The organism is Caulobacter sp. 10L414 (genome assembly GCF_056395525.1).
Map to the genome: position 1 here is coordinate 42,112 of NZ_JBFTJR010000029.1, position 16,772 is coordinate 58,883.

Genomic DNA, 16,772 nt, shown 5'->3' on the forward strand with positions numbered 1-16,772 from the left:
GATGGGCCGGGGGCGGTTGAAAGCTAGACATTCGCGCCGAAAAAATTTCAGCGCTTGGGCGGGGTCCTCGAAGCCATGAAGGCCTGGGCGACGGCCGCCGTAAAGGTCGGGTTCTTGAGCGCGAAGACGCCGGCGGCCAGGGCCGCGCCGATCGACAGGATCGGGCGATCCTTGACGATGTCGACGATGCGCTCGGCGAAGCCGTTCACCTCGGGCGGCGGCGCGTGGCGCACGCGGCCGGCCTCGGCCCGGTTGGCGGCGATCAGCCCGGCCACCGCGACGACGAAGGCGGCCACGGCGGCCACCACCGCGGCCGCTCCGGCCGAGGTCAGGACCGGGGCCAGCACCGCGTACAGCGCGAAGGCGGCGGCGAACACGCTCACGGCAGCGGCCGCGGCGATCGCCGCGGCCGCTGCCAGCGTCATCAGGGTCTTTTCGAAGATCACTTGTTGTGGCTGCGGCTGCCGGCGAGCAGGAGGCCCAGGAGGACGCCGACGCCGAGGCCGGCCAGGGTGGCGGTGATCGGACGCTCGCGGACGCGCTCGGAGACGTACTTCTGGGCGTCTTCCAGCTGCTGGCCGGCGGTGTCGGTGTAGGTGCGGCTCTGGGCGCGCAGGGTGTCGAAGCTGTCGACCAGGTTCTTTTCCAGGCGCTTGGCGGCGTCGGCGAAGCTGGCCTTGGCGGCGCTGGCGGCCTCGGCGAAGGAGCGCTCGGCGTGCTCGGCGGCCGCGCCAGCGGCGGCCGTCGCCTTGTCGGCTTCCTTCTGAGCGGTGTTCAAGGCGTTCGCGGGCATGTCTCGTCTCCGGTTCGCGGCGGGGCTTTACGGGAAGTGCAGCTGAAGCTGCGCCCCGTCAACGCGGAGCCCGCACGGCCAGTTCCCACCTTAGCGCGACCGGAAAAGCTTCACCACAGGAGATCGCGCTGGAGCATCCGATCCCCGCTCGCGCCACGCGAGAAGCCGGTCTATGTTCGAATCATGGCGGACGCGGATGCAGAACGGGCATCGGACCAGGAGGCCCGCAGATTGCGGGCGGCGACGGCTCTGGCCGGAGCGTGGAAGGACGCCGACGACCCGCGCCTGTCTCGCCTGACGCGGCTGGCCGCGCGCCTGTTCGACGCGCCTCGCGCCGCCCTGATGCTGATCGAGCCCGAACGCATCCGCTTGGTCGGCCGCATCGGGCATGCCTCCGATACCGTCTCCCGAGACACGCCGCTGGCCGATCTGGTGCTGCGGTGCAGCCGTTCGGCGCAGCATGCCGACCTCGCCGGGACGGCCTTCTTCGCCTGCGCGCCCCTGCGCGATCCGCGCGGCCTGGTGGTCGGCGTGCTGGCGGTCGAGGACGACCGGCCGCGCGCCGGGGTCGCGCCGGGCCTCCTGGAAATGCTGGGCGAACTGGCGGATCTCGCTATCGAGGAGCTGATCCGCGGCGCCGATCAGGCCCGCGCGGCGGCCGAGCGGCTGCTGGACGCCGAACGCCTGGCCCTGGCCCTGAGCGCGGCGCGGCTCGGCGAGTTCGAGTGGAACGTCAAGACCGACCGCCTGCGGATCAGCGAGCGCATGGCCCGGATCAGCGGCATTCCCGCTGGCGAGGTTCCGGCCGAAGAGGGCAAGGCCGTCTGGCCCTATATCCATCCCGAAGACCGCGAGATCACGCGCGAGGACCTGCGGGCCCAGCTGCGCGACACCGGCCGCTACGAGGTCGAGTATCGCCGGGCCCAGGGCGTTGACGGCCACGAGCAGTGGAGCCGCGGCTGCGGGGTCATGGTGCTGGACGACGAGGGCCGGCCCGACCTGCTGATGGGCGTGGTGCAGGACATCACCGACCAGCGCGAGGCCGACGAGCGGCGCGACAACCTGGTGGCCGAGCTCGACCACCGCATCAAGAACATCCTGGCGGTGGTGCAGTCGGTCGCCGCCCAGTCGGCGCGCAAGAGCTCGTCGCTGGACGCCTTCCTCAAGACCTTCGCCGCGCGGCTGAAGTCGATGAGCTCGGCCCACGACCTGATCAGCGCGGCGCGCTGGCGGGGCGCGACCCTGGGCCGGATCGCCGCCGCCGAGCTGGGCGGCCTGGCCCCCAACCAGACCCGCTGGGACGGGCCGGAGCTGTTCCTGACCCCGCGCGCGGCGGCCGCCCTGTCGCTGGCCCTGCACGAACTGGCGGTCAATGCGGTGAAGTACGGCTCGCTGTCGACCGAGACCGGCCGGGTCGAGATCGTCTGGCGCCGCTCGCCCGACGGCGGCTTCAGCCTGGAATGGCTGGAGACCGGCGGTCCGCTGACCAGCGAGCCGACCACGCGCGGCTTCGGCGCGACGCTGGTCGAGGACGTGGTCGGGCGCGAGCTCGGCGGCGAGGCCAAGATCGACTATCGGCGCAGCGGCGTCACGGCGATGATCCATGCGGCCGCCTCGGCCCTGGCCGACGCTCCCGAGCCCGAACCGGCGCCGGCCGAGCCCGAGCGCATCGTCGAGACCATCGGCGGCGGCGACGACAACTTCCGCGCCGGGGCCATCGCCGGCCTCAAGGTGCTGATCGTCGAGGACTCGCTGCTGCTGGCCATGGAACTGGAGGCGGGCCTGGAGGACAGCGGCGTCGAGGTGGTCGGCTGCGCGGCCGAGCTGGGCGAGGCCCTGTCGATGCTGGAGCAGACCTTCGACGCGGCCGTGCTCGACGCCGACCTCAACGGCCAGTCGGTGGCGCCCGTCGCMGAAGTGCTGCGCAAGGAAGGCCGGCCGTTCGTCTTCGCCACCGGCTATGCCGACAAGGCCGCCCCCATGGGCTTCGACGCCCCGATCGTGCGCAAGCCGTACAATGTGCACCAGATCGCCAAGGCGCTGGCCTCGGTGACGGGGCGGGGGTGACCCCCTCCAGCCCTACGGGCCACCTCCCCCAGAGGGGGAGGACCTAAAAGCGCCGACTCCAAGATGCTCCCCCTCTGGGGGAGCTGTCGCGAAGCGACTGAGAGGGTAGGCGCGATGCGCCTACTTCCGGATCCGCATCAGGCATTCCTGCGCGACCGAGGCCACCAGCTTGCCGTCGCGGCTGAACATCTGGCCACGCACGAGGCCCCGGCCCTGCGAGGCGCTGGGGCTGTCCTGCGAAAACAGGGTCCAGTCGTTGAAGTCGAAGGGGTGGTGGAACCACATGGCGTGGTCGAGACTGGCGGCCTGCAGGCCCGGCGTCGTCCAGATCAGGCCGTGCGGACGCAGGGCGCTTTCCATGAAGGCCATGTCGGACGCATAGGCCAGGGCCGCCTGCTGCATGCGGATGTCCTCGCCCAGCGGGGCGACGGCCCGCATCCACACCTGCTTCTCGCCCGACTTCTTTTCCGGGGCGACCGGGTTCTGCGGATCGATCCAGCGCAGGTCGACGGGGCGCGGGCGCTCCATGAAGGCCAGCATCTTGGGATGGATCTGGTCGCCCAGGCTGCGCAGGTACTCGGCCTCGGTCGGCAGGGTTTCGGGCGCGGGGACGTTCGGCGCCTCGAACTGGTGCTCCAGGCCCACTTCCGGCGTCTGGAACGAGGCGGCCAGGTTGAAGATCTGCTCGCCGTGCTGGATGGCGGCCACCCGGCGGGTGGTGAAGGTGCCGCCGTCGCGGGCGCGCTCGACCTCGTAGAGCACCGGGGCGTTCACGTCGCCGGGGCGGATGAAATAGGCGTGCAGCGAGTGGCAGATCCGGTCGGGCACGGTCTGGTAGGCCGCGGTCAGGGCCTGGGCGATGACCAGTCCGCCGAAGATGCGCGGAAAGCCGTCGTTGGGGCTGATGCCCCGGAACAGGTTCACCTCGATCGGTTCGAGGGTCAGGATCTCGGCGAGGTTCTCGGGCGTCTGCATGGTGCGCTGCGATAAGCTTCACGGACGGCCAGAGCAAGGCTGACCATAACGTCAGCCTTGCGCCGCATGGTCGCGGCGCCCATGCTTTGGCCATGCCGCCGATCGTCCATCACCCTGCCTTCCGAGCCGAGATGCCGGCCGGGCACCGCTTCCCGATGGACAAGTTCTCGCGCCTGGCCAGCCTGCTGGAGGTCGAGGGATTGCCAGGGCCGGAGGGCTTCCACAGGCCGGAGTTCGCAGCCCTGGACGTCCTGCGCCTGGCCCACACCGACGATTACGTGCGCGGCGTCGTGGAGCTTTCGCTGCCGCCCGAGGTGGTGCGCCGCATCGGCATGCCCAACAGCGACAGCGTCGCGACGCGGGCCCGCGCGGCCACCGGCGGCACGATCCTGGCCGCCCGCCTGGCGCTGGAGCACGGCGTGGCCTGCAACACCGCCGGCGGCAGCCATCACGCCGAGGTCGGTTCGGGGGCGGGCTTCTGCGTGTTCAACGACGTGGCGGTCGCCGCCCGGCTGCTGCTGGCCGAGGGGCGGGTCTCGCAGGTGCTGGTCGTCGATCTCGACGTCCACCAGGGCGACGGCACGGCGCGGATCTTCGAGGGTGATCCCAGCGTTTTCACCTTCTCGATGCACGCTGCGAAGAACTTCCCGCACCGCAAGGCCGCCTCCGACCTCGATGTCGAACTGGAGGACGGTACCGACGACGGCGCCTATCTGGCCCGTCTCGATGCGGTCCTGCCGGACCTGATCGCGCGGGTGGATCCCGACATCGTGTTCTTCAACGCCGGCGTCGATCCGCATGCGGACGACAAGCTGGGGCGGCTTTGCCTGACCAACGCCGGCATCGCCGCCCGCGAGGCGCGGGTGCTGGGCGCCTGCCTGGCGCGAGAGATCCCGGTCGTGGGCGTTATCGGCGGCGGCTACGACCCCGACATCGATCGCCTGGCCGACCGTCACGCGATCCTGCACCGCACCGCGGCCGCCCTCGCGCCCACGAAAAAGGGGCGGCCCGTCGTCGAGCCGCCCCTTCCTCAAGCTATCTGAGACGCGACCGTTAGAAGGCCGTCCGCAGGCTGAGCACCGCCGCGCGCGGGGCGCCCACATAGGCGTAGGTGCGGCCATAGCCGGGCGAGCCCGGGGTGGCGCTGGTCTGGGTTCCCGACAGGTTGCCGTAGTAGAACTTGTCGAAGATGTTGGTGACGTTGAGCTGGAGGTACGACTTCTTCCAGCCGTCGCCGCCCAGGTCGTAGCGGACGTCGGCGTCCCAAACGGTGTAGTGCGGCAGCTTCTGGTCGTTGACGTCGGTCATGTACCGCTCGCCGATGAACTTGCCCTGCACGCCGATCTGGAACTTGCCGATGTCGTAGGTCAGGCGGCCGGCGAAGGTCCACTTCGGGGTCTCCACCACCTGCTTGCCGGCGGTGTCGGCATAGGTGGCCAGGCCCGTGGTCGAGCTGTAGCTGACGGCCAGGTCGTCCTGCAGCTTGGCGTCGGTGTAGGCCATCGAGCCGTAGATCGTCAGGCTGTCGTCCAGGCGCCATTGGGCCTGGGCGTCGAAGCCCTGGATCTCGACGTCGCCGACGTTGCGGTCGATGTAGGTGCCGTCGTTCTGGTCGACCGTCGTGACGATCCGGTTCTGGATGTTGGTGTGGTAGACGCTGGCCGAGGCCATGACCGTCGGCGTGCGGAAGCGGTAGCCGACTTCCACCGTCTGGCCGGTTTCGGGCTCGACGTTGCCGAGGGCCCCGGTGCTGGTCAGGGTGTAGAGGTTGTCGACCTTGGGGGCCGACATCTGCTCCGAATAGCTGCCGTAGACCGAGTGGTTCTCGCCGAAGCGGTACGACAGGCCCACGTTCGGCAGCACGTCGTCATAGCTCTTCTTGGCCGAGAACGGCGAGAAGTAGGTCGCGCCGTTGACGGTGACCACCGAGGCCACCGCGCCGTCGGCCTTGGCGGCCGTCGCCGTCGGGGTCATCGACGAGCAGTAGTAGGTGGTCGAGCCGGCGCGCGAGTAGCAGTACTGGTTCAGTTCGCGATCGAGCGTGGGCAGGCGCACGCCGATGTTGGCGATCAGCTTCTCGTCCAGGAATTCGCCGCGATACTCGACGCTGAACTGGTTGAAGGTGGCCACCGAGCTGCGGTTGCGCTTCTGGGCGATGTCGCCCGCGGCGGTCTTGACGGCCACGCCGTAGCCGTCCTTGCCGCTGAACACGTCGGTCGGGTCGCCGTTGCTGTTCAGCACGCTGTACTCGCCGGTCTGGCGGGTTTGGGCCTCGTCCCAGGCATAGGCGAAGCGCACGCGGTGGTGGTCGGCCACGTCCCAGATCAGCGAGGTGTTCAGGCCCCAGCGGCGGCTGTTGGTGTTGCTGGGCGAGTAGACCAGCACCGTGTCGCCGGTGTCGCCGTCGCCGTTGAGGTCGACGCCCACGCCGGCGCTGTTCTTCAGCTGGATCGAGGTTTCCGACAGGCTGGTCGAGCCGCCGCCGTTGGCCATGGTGTAGTTGAACGACGGGTCGACCGTCAGCTTCAGGTTCGGTAGCAGGGTGAAGCGCGACTGGCCGCGGATGGTGCCGGTGTTCGACGGGTTCAGGCGCAGGCCGTAGTAGTTCGAAGTGCCCGGCGTGGTGCTGAAGTCGTAGTCCTCGCCATAGGTCTCCACGTCGCCGGCCACCGAGGCGTCGGCGTTGGTCAGGTAGGGCGCGTAGTAGCTGTTGTTGCGGTTTTCGTTGTAGTTGAAGTTCAGCGCCAGGAAGTCGCCGGGCTTGGCCAGGTCCTGCTCGATGCGGGCGTTGACCTGCTTCTTCTCAAGCGTGCCCGGGCCCTTGAACTTGTCGTACTTCTGCCAGCTGCCGGCGATCCAGGCGCGCGTGCCCAGCGGACCGAACTCGCCGGTCTGCAGCAGGGCGAAGGCGCGGCGGAAGTTGTCGGTGCCGACGCCGGCCTTGGTGACGACGCCGAAGTCCTTGGTGGCGCGCAGGGTGGTGTAGTTGATCACGCCGGCGGTCGACGAGGCGGTGACGGAGTCGGCGTCGGTCGAACCGGTGTTGACGTTGGCCTGCTGGATCAACTCGGCGTCGACCTGCTGGTTGGAATAGATCGCGTAGTTGCCGCCGTCGTTCAGCGGCACGCCGTCGACCAGGAAGCCGATGTGGGCGCCGTCCTGGCCGTGCAGGCGGATGCTGCCGCCCGAAGAGCCGTAGGGATCGCTGTTGGTGAACACCAGGCCCGGCACCAGGTTCAGCGACTGCAGTACGGTCTGGCCGTCGGCCTGACGGTTCAGGAACTCGTTGGTGACGGTGTACTTACCCTTCGGCGCCGTCTCGGCGACCATGGTCCCGTCCATCGTCTTGGGGCCCGAGGCGGCGGTGACGACGACGGTGTCGAGTTCGGTGGTGGCGGTCGATTGGGCGAAGGCGCCGGTGGCCGAAAGCAGGCCGCCGAACAGCGCCGTCGTGGCCAGGCAGGCCAGCTTGGTTCTGTTCATCTCTAAGATTATCCCCTTGCTCGCAACAACTCCGCCGATATGCGAAGTAAAATGCTGCGGAAGCGGGATTTCTAGAGATCGAAATTCTATGTTTGATGACGATATTGGAGCGATTATGGGGTCGGAAATCGACGATATCGCTGCAAGTTCGCTGCAAAAGCAACGTTCTGATATTTATGGAAACAAGTAAGTTTCGAATTCTTTCCGATCTATTCTTGGGTGACTGATTTTGTCAGGCGCCATGCTCCGCCGAGATCGGGTCGGCGGAGCTACGCGGCGATCACTTACAGGCTCGGCGAGATGAAACCGGCGACGACGACGAGAGGAAGGACGGCGAGCACCAGGCTGGCGAGCGAAGCGAAAGCGTTGTTCGAGAAGGTCATTGGTCTAGTCCCTGAGTTGTTTGCCCGGCGCGACGTCCGCGTCCGGTGAAAAGAGGTATAGGTCGGGCGAGGGACGAACACCCGTTACCTTTGCGTCATGACGCCATTTTAAGAAACTATCTCGCCTGTAATGCGCATTACATTGGATTAATGTGAGCGCTGAAGGAAAGTTTCGCGAGAAATTATTCCATCTTAGGCTTCGGCGGCGTGGCGCCGTCTTGCGCCTCGCCGCCGCAACCGGGGGAGGATCAGTCCTCGGCCCCGGTCAGCAGGAAGTGGCCGCGCAGGGCCGCGATCGGCGCCGCGCGCTGTTCCTGCCAGGCCTCGACGTGGACGTTGGCGATCCGCCGGCCCACCTTCTTGATCTGGGCGCGGGCATAGGTGGTCAGCGGCCGGCCCGAGCGCAGGTACTCGATCGAGACGTCGATGGTGCGCGGCTGGCGCTTCAGCGTCTCGGCGATCGACAGCTGGGCCAGGGCCGTCATCTCCATGAAGGCGCCCAGCACGCCGCCGTGGATGGCCGGCAGCATCGGGTTGCCGACGATCTCGGGCGAGAACGGCAGGATGGCGGTCATCTCGTCGCCGGCCAGCTCGGCCTTCATGCCGATGAAGCGGGCGTAGGGAATGGCGCCGAGCACGGCGACCAGTCGATCTTGAGCTTCGCTCATTGGCCGCCCTCCTTGTTGCTCGTATCCGGCTTGCTGGAGCCTGGCGGCTTGAGGTTGGCGCCGGCCTTCTTGCCGGCGCTGGAATCCAGCATGAAGGCGGCTTGGGCGGCGGCGATCGGGTCTTCGGGATCGGTCTCGTAGGCCACGGCCCGCACGAAGGCGACCGAGCGGGTCAGCTTGTAGCAGTGGGCGCGGGCCAGGATGTCCTTCCCCGGCTCGGCCGGCCGCATGTAGTCGATGCGCAGGTCGAGCGTGGCGATCGAGGTCCAATGGCTCATGGCGGCGTGCACCGCCTGGCCGCTGGCGTGGTCGAGCAGGGTGGTGACGACGCCGCCGGCGATCACCCCCGTCTCCGGATCGCCGACCAGTTCGGTGCGGTAGGGAACCTTCAGGATGGCGACGCCGCCGCCGATCTCCAGGGTGGAAAAGCCCAGGGCCTTGGCCTGTGGGCTGCCCTCGTTCATCGCCTTGGCGATGAGGCGGTGCTGCTCGCCGATGTCCGTTTCGCTCATGAGGGATAGGCTTACAGGATCGTGCGTTGTCTTATCCAGCCGTGATCAAGCCCCAGGATCTTCTCTGTCCGAAGCCCGGCGGTCTTTATTGCCCGCCCGGCGACTTCTACATCGACCCGGTCGGTCCCGTGGACCGGGCGGTGATCACCCACGGCCATTCCGACCATGCCCGCGCGGGGCACAACACCGTGCTGGCCACACCCGAGACGCTGGCGATCATGGCCGAGCGCTACGGCGAGGACTTCGCCGTCGTCGGTCGTCAGCCGCTGGCCTATGGCGAGAGCGTCACGATCAATGACGTCGAGGTCTCGCTGGTCCCGGCCGGCCACGTGCTGGGTTCGGCCCAGGCGGTGGTGCGCTGGAAGGGGATGACCATCGTCGTCTCCGGTGACTACAAGCGCCGTCGCGATCCCACCTGCGCGCGGTTCGAGCCCGTGCCGTGCGACGTGTTCGTCACCGAGGCGACCTTCGGCCTGCCGGTGTTCCGCCATCCCGACGACGCGGGCGAGATCGCCGCCTTGCTGAAGTCGGTCGAGCAGTTTCCCGAGCGCGCCCACATCGTCGGGGCCTACGCCCTGGGCAAGGCCCAGCGGGTGATCAAGCTGCTGCGCGAAGCCGGCTGGGACAGGACGATCCACGTGCACGGCGCCATGGAGCGGCTGAACCGGCTCTATGAGGCCCACGGCGTCGACCTTGGTCCGCTGGCGCCGGCGACGACCGAGCGCGGCAAGGCCGGCGATTTCGCCGGGTCGATCATCGTGGCCCCGCCCTCGGCCCTGGCCGACCGCTGGAGCCGCCGCTTTCCCGATCCCGTCGACTGCTTCGCCAGCGGCTGGATGCGGGTGCGGGCCAGAGCCCGCCAGCGCGGCGTCGAGCTGCCGCTGATCATATCCGATCACGCCGACTGGGACGAACTGACCGACACGCTGTCGGAGCTGCGCCCGGGCGAGGTGTGGATCACCCACGGCCGCGAGGAGGCGCTGGAACGGTGGTGCGAACTGGAGGGCATCCCCGCCCGCGCCCTGCGCCTGGTCGGCTACGACGAGGACGACGGCGAGTAGCCGCTCAGACGACCTTGAACGTTCCCCTGGCCCTCGCCACCGGCTTGCCGTCGGCGCGGACGGTGGCCTCGGCGTAGCACAGGCTCTTGCCTGGCTTGATGAAGTCGGTGTCGAACTCCAGCCATTGGCCAAGGCTCGGCGCGGCCAGGTAGTCGACGCCCAGCGAGACGGTGACGAAGCCGTTGAAGGCCAGGCCCTCGCGCCGCATCCGCACCCCGCAGGACAGGCCCATGGCGTTGTCGGCCAGGGCGGCGATCAGGCCGCCGTGCGGTCCGCCGCGCGAGTTGGCGTGCGCCTCGCGCGCCTCCAGCCCCAGCACCCAGCGGTCCTCGCGCACGTCGGCGTAGATCGGCTCCCAGGGCGCGGTCAGCGGGCTCGTGCGGGTGTGGGGCGCGAAGGGCTCGGGCGGCTGGAAGGTCATCGGTCGTCTCCCTGGGCACGATTTAAACAAGCGTTTGAGGCCTGGGCAAGCCTCGCCGCTTGAACCTGCGCCCCCGCGCGACATTCTCTAGCCATGCGCGCCTTCGCCCATCTTCTCGATCGCCTGTCGCTGACGGCTTCGCGCAACGCCAAGCTGACCCTGATCGAGGATTTCCTGCGCAGGACCCCGGATCCCGACCGCGGCTACGCCCTGGCGGCCCTGACCGGCGCCCTGTCGTTCGACGCGGCCAAGCCGGCCTTCATCAGGAAGGCGGTCGAGGCGCGGATGGACGCGCAACTCTTCGCCTGGTCCTACGACTATGTCGGCGACCTGGCCGAAACCGTCGCCCTGGTCTGGCCCGCGCGGCCCGGCGCCAATCGCGAGCCGGAGCTTTCGGAGGTGGTCGAGGCGCTGAAGGCGACCTCCCGCGCCCAGGCGCAGGCGCTGATCGAAGGCTGGCTCGACGCGCTGGACGCCGACGGCCGCTGGGCGTTGCTCAAGCTGATGACCGGGGGCTTGCGGGTCGGCGTCTCCTCGCGCCTGGCCAAGCAGGCCTGCGCCAACCTGGGCGGCGTGCCGATCGGCGAGATCGAGGAGGTCTGGCACGCGATCGAGCCGCCCTACGGCGATCTCTTCGCCTGGCTGGAGGGGCGGTCGGACCGACCCTCGCCCGACGCGCCCGGCCGTTTCCGGCCGGTGATGCTGGCCCAGGCCATCGACGAGGCCGTGGACTTCGAAAAGCTCGATCCCGCCGACTACGCCGCCGAATGGAAATGGGACGGCATCCGCGTCCAGGCCGTCAGCGAGCGCGGCGAGCGGCGGCTCTACACGCGCACCGGCGACGACATCTCGGCGACCTTTCCCGACGTGCTCGAAGCGCTGGACTTCGAGGGCGCTCTGGACGGCGAGCTGCTGGTGATGAGGGACGGGGCGATCGCCACCTTCGGCGACCTGCAGCAGCGGCTGAACCGCAAGACGGTGGACGGCAAGCTGATGGCCGCCCATCCGGCGGGGATCCGGGCCTACGACCTGCTGCTCGACGGGCTGGAGGATCTCCGGAGCCTGCCCTTCGCCGCGCGTCGCGAGCGGCTGGAGGCCTTCGTCGGGCGGCTGTCGACGACGCGCATCGACCTGTCGCCCCTGCAGCCGTTCGCGTCCTGGGAAGCGCTGGCCGCCCTGCGCGCCGCGCCGCCGGCGGGCGATCCGGCCGTCGCCGAGGGCCTGATGCTCAAGCGCCGGGACAGCGCCTACGAGCCCGGCCGCCCCAAGGGGCCGTGGTTCAAGTGGAAGCGCGATCCGCATCTGGTCGACGCGGTGCTGATGTACGCCCAGCGCGGGCACGGCAAGCGGTCGAGCTTCTATTCGGACTACACGTTCGGCGTCTGGCGCGAGGACGAGACCGGCGAGCGCAGGCTGACCCCCGTCGGCAAGGCCTATTTCGGCTTCACCGACGAGGAGTTGAAGCAGATCGACAAGTTCGTCCGCGACCACACCGTCGAGCGGTTCGGGCCGGTGCGGTCGGTGCGGGCTGACCTGGAGTTCGGCCTCGTCTTCGAGGTGGCGTTCGAGGGCCTGCAGCGCTCCACCCGGCACAAGTCGGGCGTGGCCATGCGCTTTCCGCGCATCAACCGCATCCGCTGGGACAAGCCCGCCCGCGAGGCCGACGAGCTGTCGACCCTGGAGCGGATGCTGGACTAGCGGCTCAGAAGGTCAGTGGGCCATGTCCGGCGCGCCGCCGCCGTGGCCGGTCTGGAAGAGCTTGCCCTTCTCGGTGACCAGCACGGCGATCAGGCCGGCCAGGCCGAAGCCGAAGAAGCCCAGGGTCAGCGGGCCGACGGTGCCGTCGAACAGCTGCCCGATCAGGAAGCCGCCCAGGGCGCCGCCGATGGTGGTGATGAAGCCCTGCAGCGAGGCCGCCGCGCCGGCGATGTGGCCCAGCGGCTCCATGGCGATGGCCCCGAAGTTCGACATGACCAGGCCAAAGCAGAACATCATGCCGCCCTGCAGCAGGGCGAAGGTCCACACCGTCTCGTGCTGGGTGTGGGCGACGATCGCATGCACGCCGGCGAAGGCGATGAAGCCCAGCAGCGCCGCATGCGAGACCTTGCGCATGCCCAGGCGCTCGACGATGCGGGCGTTGACCAGCGAGGCCAGGGCGATGCCGCCGGCGATCCCGGCGAAGATGATCGTGAACCATTCGCCCGCGCCCAGGGCGTCGACGAAGACCTGCTGGGCCGAGTTGATGAAGCCGAACAGGCCCGCCAGCACCAGGGTGGCGGCGATGGTGTAGCCCATGGCGACGCGGTCGGTGAGGGCGGTGCGGAACGCGCCCAGGATGGCCCCGGGCGAGATCGGCGTGCGGTCTTCCGGATGCAGAGTCTCGGGCAGCTTCAGCGCCGTCCAGGCGATCACGGCCGCGCCGAACACGGCCATGACGCCGAAGATCCAGCGCCACGGGGCGACCAGCACGATGGCCTGGCCGATCGACGGGGCGACGATGGGCACGGCCAGGAAGACGATGAACGACAGCGACATCACCTGGGCCATGCGCCGGCCCGAATAGCAGTCGCGGACGATCGAGACCGACAGCACCCGGGTGGCGGCGGCGCCGACCCCGGTCAGGGCGCGGGCGACCAGCAGCATCTCGAACGAGGCGGTCAGGGCGCAGGCCAGGCTGAACAGCACGTAGAGGGCCAGGCCCGCCAGCAGCACCGGCTTGCGGCCATAGCGGTCGGCCAGCGAGCCGTAGGCGATCTGGGCCGCGCCGAAGCCCAGCAGATAGGCGGTGATCACCCATTGGCGCTGGTTGTCGGCGGTGAGGCCGAGGCTGGCGCTGATCTGCGGCAGGGCCGGCAGCATGGAGTCGATGGCCAGGGCGTTGGTGGCCATCATCGCCGCGATCAGGGCCACGAACTGAGCAAAGCCCATGCCCGGATGGGGCGAGGTCTGCGGCGACGTGGTCTGCTGGGTGTCCCGGGGCATGACGCGTTCCTTCTTCGGCCGTGGACGCGCGAGGCGCCGGCCGGCGCGAAACGCTACGCGCGGCATATAGGCCGATGGGACCCGCGCGCCAACCGCGCGGGCCCGCTTACTGGGCCATCTGGAACTGGATGCTCACCGTCTGGCCCTCGCCGACCTGCGAGGCGCCTTCCTGCGACTGGCCGACGCTGGCCACGCGCAGCAGGGGCTGCGAGCCCGGCTGTCCGATCGGGGCGTTGCGCAGGGCGCCGAGCACCGGCTGGGCCCCGGTCAGGGCCTGGTGGAAGGCGGCCGAGCGGGCCAGGGCCAGGGCGGCGGCCTTCTGGCCCTCGGCGGTGAAGGCGTCGAGATTGGTCTGGCTGACCACGTTGACCAGGGCCAGCCTGGCCTCGCCCTCCGGGCAGGTGGTCGAGGTCGAGCCGCCGTACGACAGGCAGGGCAGGCGCTTGGCCAGCGAGGCGGCGACGTCGCCGGCGATCTTGCGGCCGCCGGCCGACAGGGTCGACGTGCCCGGCTCGAACAGGACGTCGGCCGAGAACGACAGGGCGCCGCCCGAGGTGTCGCCCGCCAGCGGGGCGCCGGCGTCGCGCAGGTCGGCGTCCAGGAAGCCCATCAGGGTCTTCTGGGCGTCGCTGGCGGCGATCGCCAGGCCCGAGGCCTTGGTCGGCGGCGCATAGGAGAAGCAGCGGCGATCGCTTCCGGTCCCGCCGATCACGGTTTCGGGCACGCACAGCACCCGGGCCTTCTCGTCGACCTCGACGGTGACGTCGCGCGGGGTCAGGGCCGTGGCGGTCTGCAGCAGCGCGGCGGTCTCGGGGTGCTTGGCCTCGGTCAGCGCCTTGGTCGACTGCCGGAACTGCAGCGCGAAGTAGCTCAGCATGATGATGAAGATGAAGATCACCCCCACCATCATGTCGGTCATCGAGACGTAGTAGCTTTCGCCTTCCTCGAGGTCGGGCGTGCGGCGCCGGCGGGCGCGGGCCAGGGCCATCAGGCCAGGCCCGGCGCGGCGGGCTGGACCTTGGGGGCGCTCGCCAGGGCCGCTTCGATGCGCGCCAGCACCGCCAGCTGCTCCAGCATCACCTTTTCAGGCGGGGCGAAACGCACGCAGCCGTCGAGCAGGGCGAAGAAATGGGCCTCGTAGGCTTCGATCGCCTTGCGGCGGCGGCGCGCGACGAGGCGCAGGACGATCGAGCCCAGCACGCCGGCGATCGAGGTCCAGAACTTGGTGGCGGCCACGGCCAGCAGGCCCATCAGCGCGGTCTGCATGCCCGCGCCGCCCTGGCGCTGCATGGCGTCGACCGCCTCGGTCAGGGCCGCGACGATGCCCATGAAGGTGATGACCAGGCCGATGGCGACCAGCAGGTTGGCCCACCATTCCAGGGTGCGGGCCGGGCCGTCGGCATGCTCGAAGGCGTCGGCGGCGTGGATCGACGAGGCCAGCCGTCCGTCGGCGGTCTCGGCCAGCTGGCCGCGATAGGTGGCCCAGCCCAACTCCAGGGTGGGATAGGCCGCGCCGCCAAGGCGCTTGTCGAGAGTCGGGAAGGCCTCGGCGAAGGCCTGCTGCGGGTCGGAGCCGCGCAGTTCGGTCAGCAGGTCGGCGCGCCGCTGAAGGTCGTCTTTCAGCGGCCCGAACTCGAAATGGCCCGAGTGGAAGATCAGTCCGACGGCCAGCGCCAAGATGGCGCCCGCCATGATCAGGGCCGCGCTGGGCGCGCTGAAGACCGAAACGACGAAGCTGGTGACCGGATCGTGCATGCGGGCCTTCTGGCAGGGACTGGCGCGGCGCACAATGCCAGAAGTTGAGGCTTCAATGAGGCGAAGCTCAGCCGTTGAAGCCCCGGATGGCGTCGATGATCACCGCCTGGTCGTCGGCCGCCAGGTAGGGGTGCATCGGCAGGGCGAGCACCGTCTCGGCCTTGGCCTCGGTGACCGGCAGGCCGCCTTCGCCGCGGGGGAAGGCCGCGTACGGCGCCTGCACGTGCATGGGCACCGGATAGTAGACGGCGGTCGGCACGCCCTTGGCCTTGAGGTGGGCGGCCAGGCCGTCGCGGTTCTCGTGCTCGATGACGTACTGGGCCCAGACCGAGACGCCGCCGTCGATCACCTTGGGCGTGGCCAGCACGGCGCCGGCCAGGCCCTGCGCATAGCGGTCGGCGACCGCCTGGCGAAGCTCGATTTCCTCGGCGAAGATCGCCAGCTTCTCGATCAGGATCGCCGCCTGGATGGTGTCGAGGCGCGAGTTCATGCCGATGCGGGTGTTGAGGTACTTGGGGTCGTGGTCGAAGGTCTTGCCGGCCAGGTCGGGGCCGACGGCCTTGCCGTGGACGCGGTAGCTGTCCATCAGGTCCCAGAGCACGGCGTCGTTGGTCAGCACCGCGCCGCCGTCGCCGTAGCAGCCCAGCGGCTTGGCCGGGAAGAAGCTGGTGGTGGCGACGTCGGCCCAGTGCAGCGGATGCTTGCCGTCCAGGGTGCAGCCGAAGCCCTGGGCGCTGTCGGCGATCAGCTTCAGGCCTTCGCGGTCGCAGATGGCCTTGATGGCCGGATAGTCGGCGGGCTGGCCGAACAGGTCGACGGCGATGACGACCTTGGGGGTCAGCTCGCCCTTGGCCTTCACGCCGGCGATGGCGGCTTCCAGCTTGGCCGGGTCGAGGTTGTAGGTGCCCTCCAGCACGTCGACGAACACCGGCGTGGCGCCCGTCCACGGCACGACTTCGGGCGTCGCGGCGAAGGTGAAGGAGGGGCAGAACACCGCGTCGCCCGCGCCGATCCCCCAGGCCATCAGCGGCAGGGCGATGGCGTCGGTGCCGTTGGCGCAGGACAGGGCGAGCTTGGCCTGGCCGAAGGCGGCCAGCTGGCTCTCGAACGTGCGGACCTGCGGACCCATGACATAGGCGCCGCTGTCCAGGACGGCGGCGATCGCCGCGTCGATCTTGTCGCGGATCCGGCGCTGCTGCGCGGCGAGGTCGATGAAGGGCATGCTCATGGGCGCGGCTCTTAGAGTTCAAAGGCGGCGGTTTCGAGCCAATTGATGTAACCGACTGTTTCTCCGCTGTCTGTCGGAAGACCCCCTCCGGCTCTTCGGGCCACCTCCCCCTTCAGGGGGAGGGTCTTGGATCGGCGAACCTCCCCCTCTGGGGGAGGCGGCCGAAGGCCGGTGGGGGGTCGGTTTCAGCTTTCGAGACGGCGGGTGAGTTCGCAGTCACTCCCCCCACCGATCGCTGCGCGATCGCCTCCCCCACGGGGGGAGGTTCCTTGAGGGTTGGGCACGGGGTCTCGTGCTCCCGCGCCAAAGCGCGTTAGTTCGGGGAGGCGCGGAGCGGCCGGGCGGAGCCCGGGGACCGTGTGTTTGTTTAGCGTTTCGGCTTCGTCGACCGCTCCGCCGCGTCGTTATTCCGGAGGGCCGGAGGCGCGGGTGCTGTTTCAACCC

Annotated in this window: 16 protein-coding genes; 4 read left to right on the top strand and 12 right to left on the bottom strand. The window is 69.3% G+C overall.

Annotated elements, in window-relative coordinates; translation table 11 throughout:
* Window positions 1-47 precede the first annotated feature (47 nt).
* Together AC1DCG_RS13445 and AC1DCG_RS13450 are read right to left on the bottom strand one after the other, a co-directional pair.
* Complete coding sequence (locus tag AC1DCG_RS13445; protein WP_477029695.1) at window positions 48-425, bottom strand: hypothetical protein; 378 nt, start codon at window positions 423-425, stop codon at window positions 48-50.
* 17 nt (window positions 426-442) lie between these two features.
* A complete protein-coding gene (locus AC1DCG_RS13450; protein ID WP_165258757.1) occupies window positions 443-793 on the bottom strand; it encodes a hypothetical protein in 351 nt (116 codons plus the stop codon).
* A gap of 231 nt (window positions 794-1,024) precedes the next feature.
* Between AC1DCG_RS13450 and AC1DCG_RS13455 the strand changes: the two genes are divergently transcribed.
* Entirely contained in the window at window positions 1,025-2,860 is a 1,836-nt protein-coding gene (locus AC1DCG_RS13455) for an HWE histidine kinase domain-containing protein (RefSeq protein WP_477029697.1), read from the top strand.
* Window positions 2,861-2,980: 120 nt separating this feature from the next.
* On the opposite strand, the gene AC1DCG_RS13460 is transcribed toward AC1DCG_RS13455, so the two are convergent.
* Window positions 2,981-3,835, bottom strand: a complete 855-nt coding sequence (locus tag AC1DCG_RS13460) for an acyl-CoA thioesterase (RefSeq protein ID WP_477029698.1) — start codon at window positions 3,833-3,835, stop codon at window positions 2,981-2,983.
* A gap of 92 nt (window positions 3,836-3,927) precedes the next feature.
* On the opposite strand from AC1DCG_RS13460, the gene AC1DCG_RS13465 reads away from it, so the two are divergent.
* A complete protein-coding gene (locus AC1DCG_RS13465; protein ID WP_477029699.1) occupies window positions 3,928-4,878 on the top strand; it encodes a histone deacetylase family protein in 951 nt (316 codons plus the stop codon).
* Between the two features lie 10 nt (window positions 4,879-4,888).
* Here AC1DCG_RS13465 and AC1DCG_RS13470 read toward each other — a convergent pair whose 3' ends face one another.
* From AC1DCG_RS13470 to AC1DCG_RS13485, 4 genes are all read right to left on the bottom strand, one after another.
* Window positions 4,889-7,318, bottom strand: a complete 2,430-nt coding sequence (locus tag AC1DCG_RS13470; RefSeq protein ID WP_477029700.1) for a TonB-dependent receptor — start codon at window positions 7,316-7,318, stop codon at window positions 4,889-4,891.
* A gap of 284 nt (window positions 7,319-7,602) precedes the next feature.
* Window positions 7,603-7,701: a hypothetical protein gene (locus tag AC1DCG_RS13475; RefSeq protein WP_240903437.1), complete on the bottom strand. Its 99-nt coding sequence runs from the start codon at window positions 7,699-7,701 to the stop codon at window positions 7,603-7,605.
* A 248-nt stretch (window positions 7,702-7,949) separates the two neighbouring features.
* Window positions 7,950-8,369, bottom strand: coding sequence for a PaaI family thioesterase (locus AC1DCG_RS13480; RefSeq protein WP_058347561.1), 420 nt, complete (start codon window positions 8,367-8,369; stop codon window positions 7,950-7,952).
* Complete coding sequence (locus AC1DCG_RS13485; RefSeq protein ID WP_477029701.1) at window positions 8,366-8,881, bottom strand: PaaI family thioesterase; 516 nt, start codon at window positions 8,879-8,881, stop codon at window positions 8,366-8,368. The genes AC1DCG_RS13480 and AC1DCG_RS13485 overlap by 4 nt, the downstream gene beginning before the upstream one ends.
* A gap of 26 nt (window positions 8,882-8,907) precedes the next feature.
* Between AC1DCG_RS13485 and AC1DCG_RS13490 the strand changes: the two genes are divergently transcribed.
* The gene (locus tag AC1DCG_RS13490) at window positions 8,908-9,942 is read left to right on the top strand and encodes a ligase-associated DNA damage response exonuclease (RefSeq protein WP_477029702.1); all 1,035 of its coding nucleotides are present in this window, start codon (window positions 8,908-8,910) and stop codon (window positions 9,940-9,942) included.
* Between the two features lie 4 nt (window positions 9,943-9,946).
* Here the strand turns inward: AC1DCG_RS13490 and AC1DCG_RS13495 are convergent, their stop codons facing one another.
* Window positions 9,947-10,363 carry a PaaI family thioesterase gene (locus AC1DCG_RS13495; RefSeq protein WP_477029703.1) on the bottom strand — a complete coding sequence of 139 codons (417 nt, stop codon included), beginning with the start codon at window positions 10,361-10,363 and terminating at the stop codon, window positions 9,947-9,949.
* A 93-nt stretch (window positions 10,364-10,456) separates the two neighbouring features.
* On the opposite strand from AC1DCG_RS13495, the gene AC1DCG_RS13500 reads away from it, so the two are divergent.
* Window positions 10,457-12,061 (top strand): cisplatin damage response ATP-dependent DNA ligase, encoded by a 1,605-nt coding sequence (locus tag AC1DCG_RS13500; protein WP_477029704.1) that lies wholly within the window; start codon window positions 10,457-10,459, stop codon window positions 12,059-12,061.
* Between the two features lie 12 nt (window positions 12,062-12,073).
* Here the strand turns inward: AC1DCG_RS13500 and AC1DCG_RS13505 are convergent, their stop codons facing one another.
* The 4 genes from AC1DCG_RS13505 to AC1DCG_RS13520 all read right to left on the bottom strand — a co-directional run bounded on the left by AC1DCG_RS13505 (window position 12,074) and on the right by AC1DCG_RS13520 (window position 16,328).
* On the bottom strand, window positions 12,074-13,291 hold the full coding sequence (locus AC1DCG_RS13505) for a multidrug effflux MFS transporter (RefSeq protein ID WP_477029712.1): 1,218 nt from the start codon (window positions 13,289-13,291) through the stop codon (window positions 12,074-12,076).
* Window positions 13,292-13,451: 160 nt separating this feature from the next.
* On the bottom strand, window positions 13,452-14,333 hold the full coding sequence (locus AC1DCG_RS13510; protein WP_477029705.1) for a hypothetical protein: 882 nt from the start codon (window positions 14,331-14,333) through the stop codon (window positions 13,452-13,454).
* Complete coding sequence (locus tag AC1DCG_RS13515; protein WP_477029706.1) at window positions 14,333-15,100, bottom strand: hypothetical protein; 768 nt, start codon at window positions 15,098-15,100, stop codon at window positions 14,333-14,335. The genes AC1DCG_RS13510 and AC1DCG_RS13515 overlap by 1 nt, the downstream gene beginning before the upstream one ends.
* A 67-nt stretch (window positions 15,101-15,167) precedes the next feature.
* Window positions 15,168-16,328, bottom strand: a complete 1,161-nt coding sequence (locus AC1DCG_RS13520; RefSeq protein WP_165258768.1) for a DegT/DnrJ/EryC1/StrS family aminotransferase — start codon at window positions 16,326-16,328, stop codon at window positions 15,168-15,170.
* Window positions 16,329-16,772 lie beyond the last annotated feature (444 nt).

Excerpts from the sequence above, each read along its gene's own strand:
- AC1DCG_RS13470 (WP_477029700.1), bottom strand. The coding sequence starts at position 7,318 with ATGAACAGAACCAAGCTGGCCTGCCTGGCCACGACGGCGCTGTTCGGC.
- AC1DCG_RS13505 (WP_477029712.1), bottom strand. The coding sequence starts at position 13,291 with ATGGGCTTTGCTCAGTTCGTGGCCCTGATCGCGGCGATGATGGCCACC.
- AC1DCG_RS13465 (WP_477029699.1), top strand. The coding sequence starts at position 3,928 with ATGCCGCCGATCGTCCATCACCCTGCCTTCCGAGCCGAGATGCCGGCC.
- AC1DCG_RS13480 (WP_058347561.1), bottom strand. The coding sequence starts at position 8,369 with ATGAGCGAAGCTCAAGATCGACTGGTCGCCGTGCTCGGCGCCATTCCC.
- AC1DCG_RS13485 (WP_477029701.1), bottom strand. The coding sequence starts at position 8,881 with ATGAGCGAAACGGACATCGGCGAGCAGCACCGCCTCATCGCCAAGGCG.
- AC1DCG_RS13475 (WP_240903437.1), bottom strand. The coding sequence starts at position 7,701 with ATGACCTTCTCGAACAACGCTTTCGCTTCGCTCGCCAGCCTGGTGCTC.
- AC1DCG_RS13520 (WP_165258768.1), bottom strand. The coding sequence starts at position 16,328 with ATGAGCATGCCCTTCATCGACCTCGCCGCGCAGCAGCGCCGGATCCGC.
- AC1DCG_RS13515 (WP_477029706.1), bottom strand. The coding sequence starts at position 15,100 with ATGCACGATCCGGTCACCAGCTTCGTCGTTTCGGTCTTCAGCGCGCCC.
- AC1DCG_RS13460 (WP_477029698.1), bottom strand. The coding sequence starts at position 3,835 with ATGCAGACGCCCGAGAACCTCGCCGAGATCCTGACCCTCGAACCGATC.
- AC1DCG_RS13495 (WP_477029703.1), bottom strand. The coding sequence starts at position 10,363 with ATGACCTTCCAGCCGCCCGAGCCCTTCGCGCCCCACACCCGCACGAGC.
- AC1DCG_RS13500 (WP_477029704.1), top strand. The coding sequence starts at position 10,457 with ATGCGCGCCTTCGCCCATCTTCTCGATCGCCTGTCGCTGACGGCTTCG.
- AC1DCG_RS13510 (WP_477029705.1), bottom strand. The coding sequence starts at position 14,333 with ATGGCCCTGGCCCGCGCCCGCCGGCGCCGCACGCCCGACCTCGAGGAA.
- AC1DCG_RS13445 (WP_477029695.1), bottom strand. The coding sequence starts at position 425 with ATGACGCTGGCAGCGGCCGCGGCGATCGCCGCGGCCGCTGCCGTGAGC.
- AC1DCG_RS13450 (WP_165258757.1), bottom strand. The coding sequence starts at position 793 with ATGCCCGCGAACGCCTTGAACACCGCTCAGAAGGAAGCCGACAAGGCG.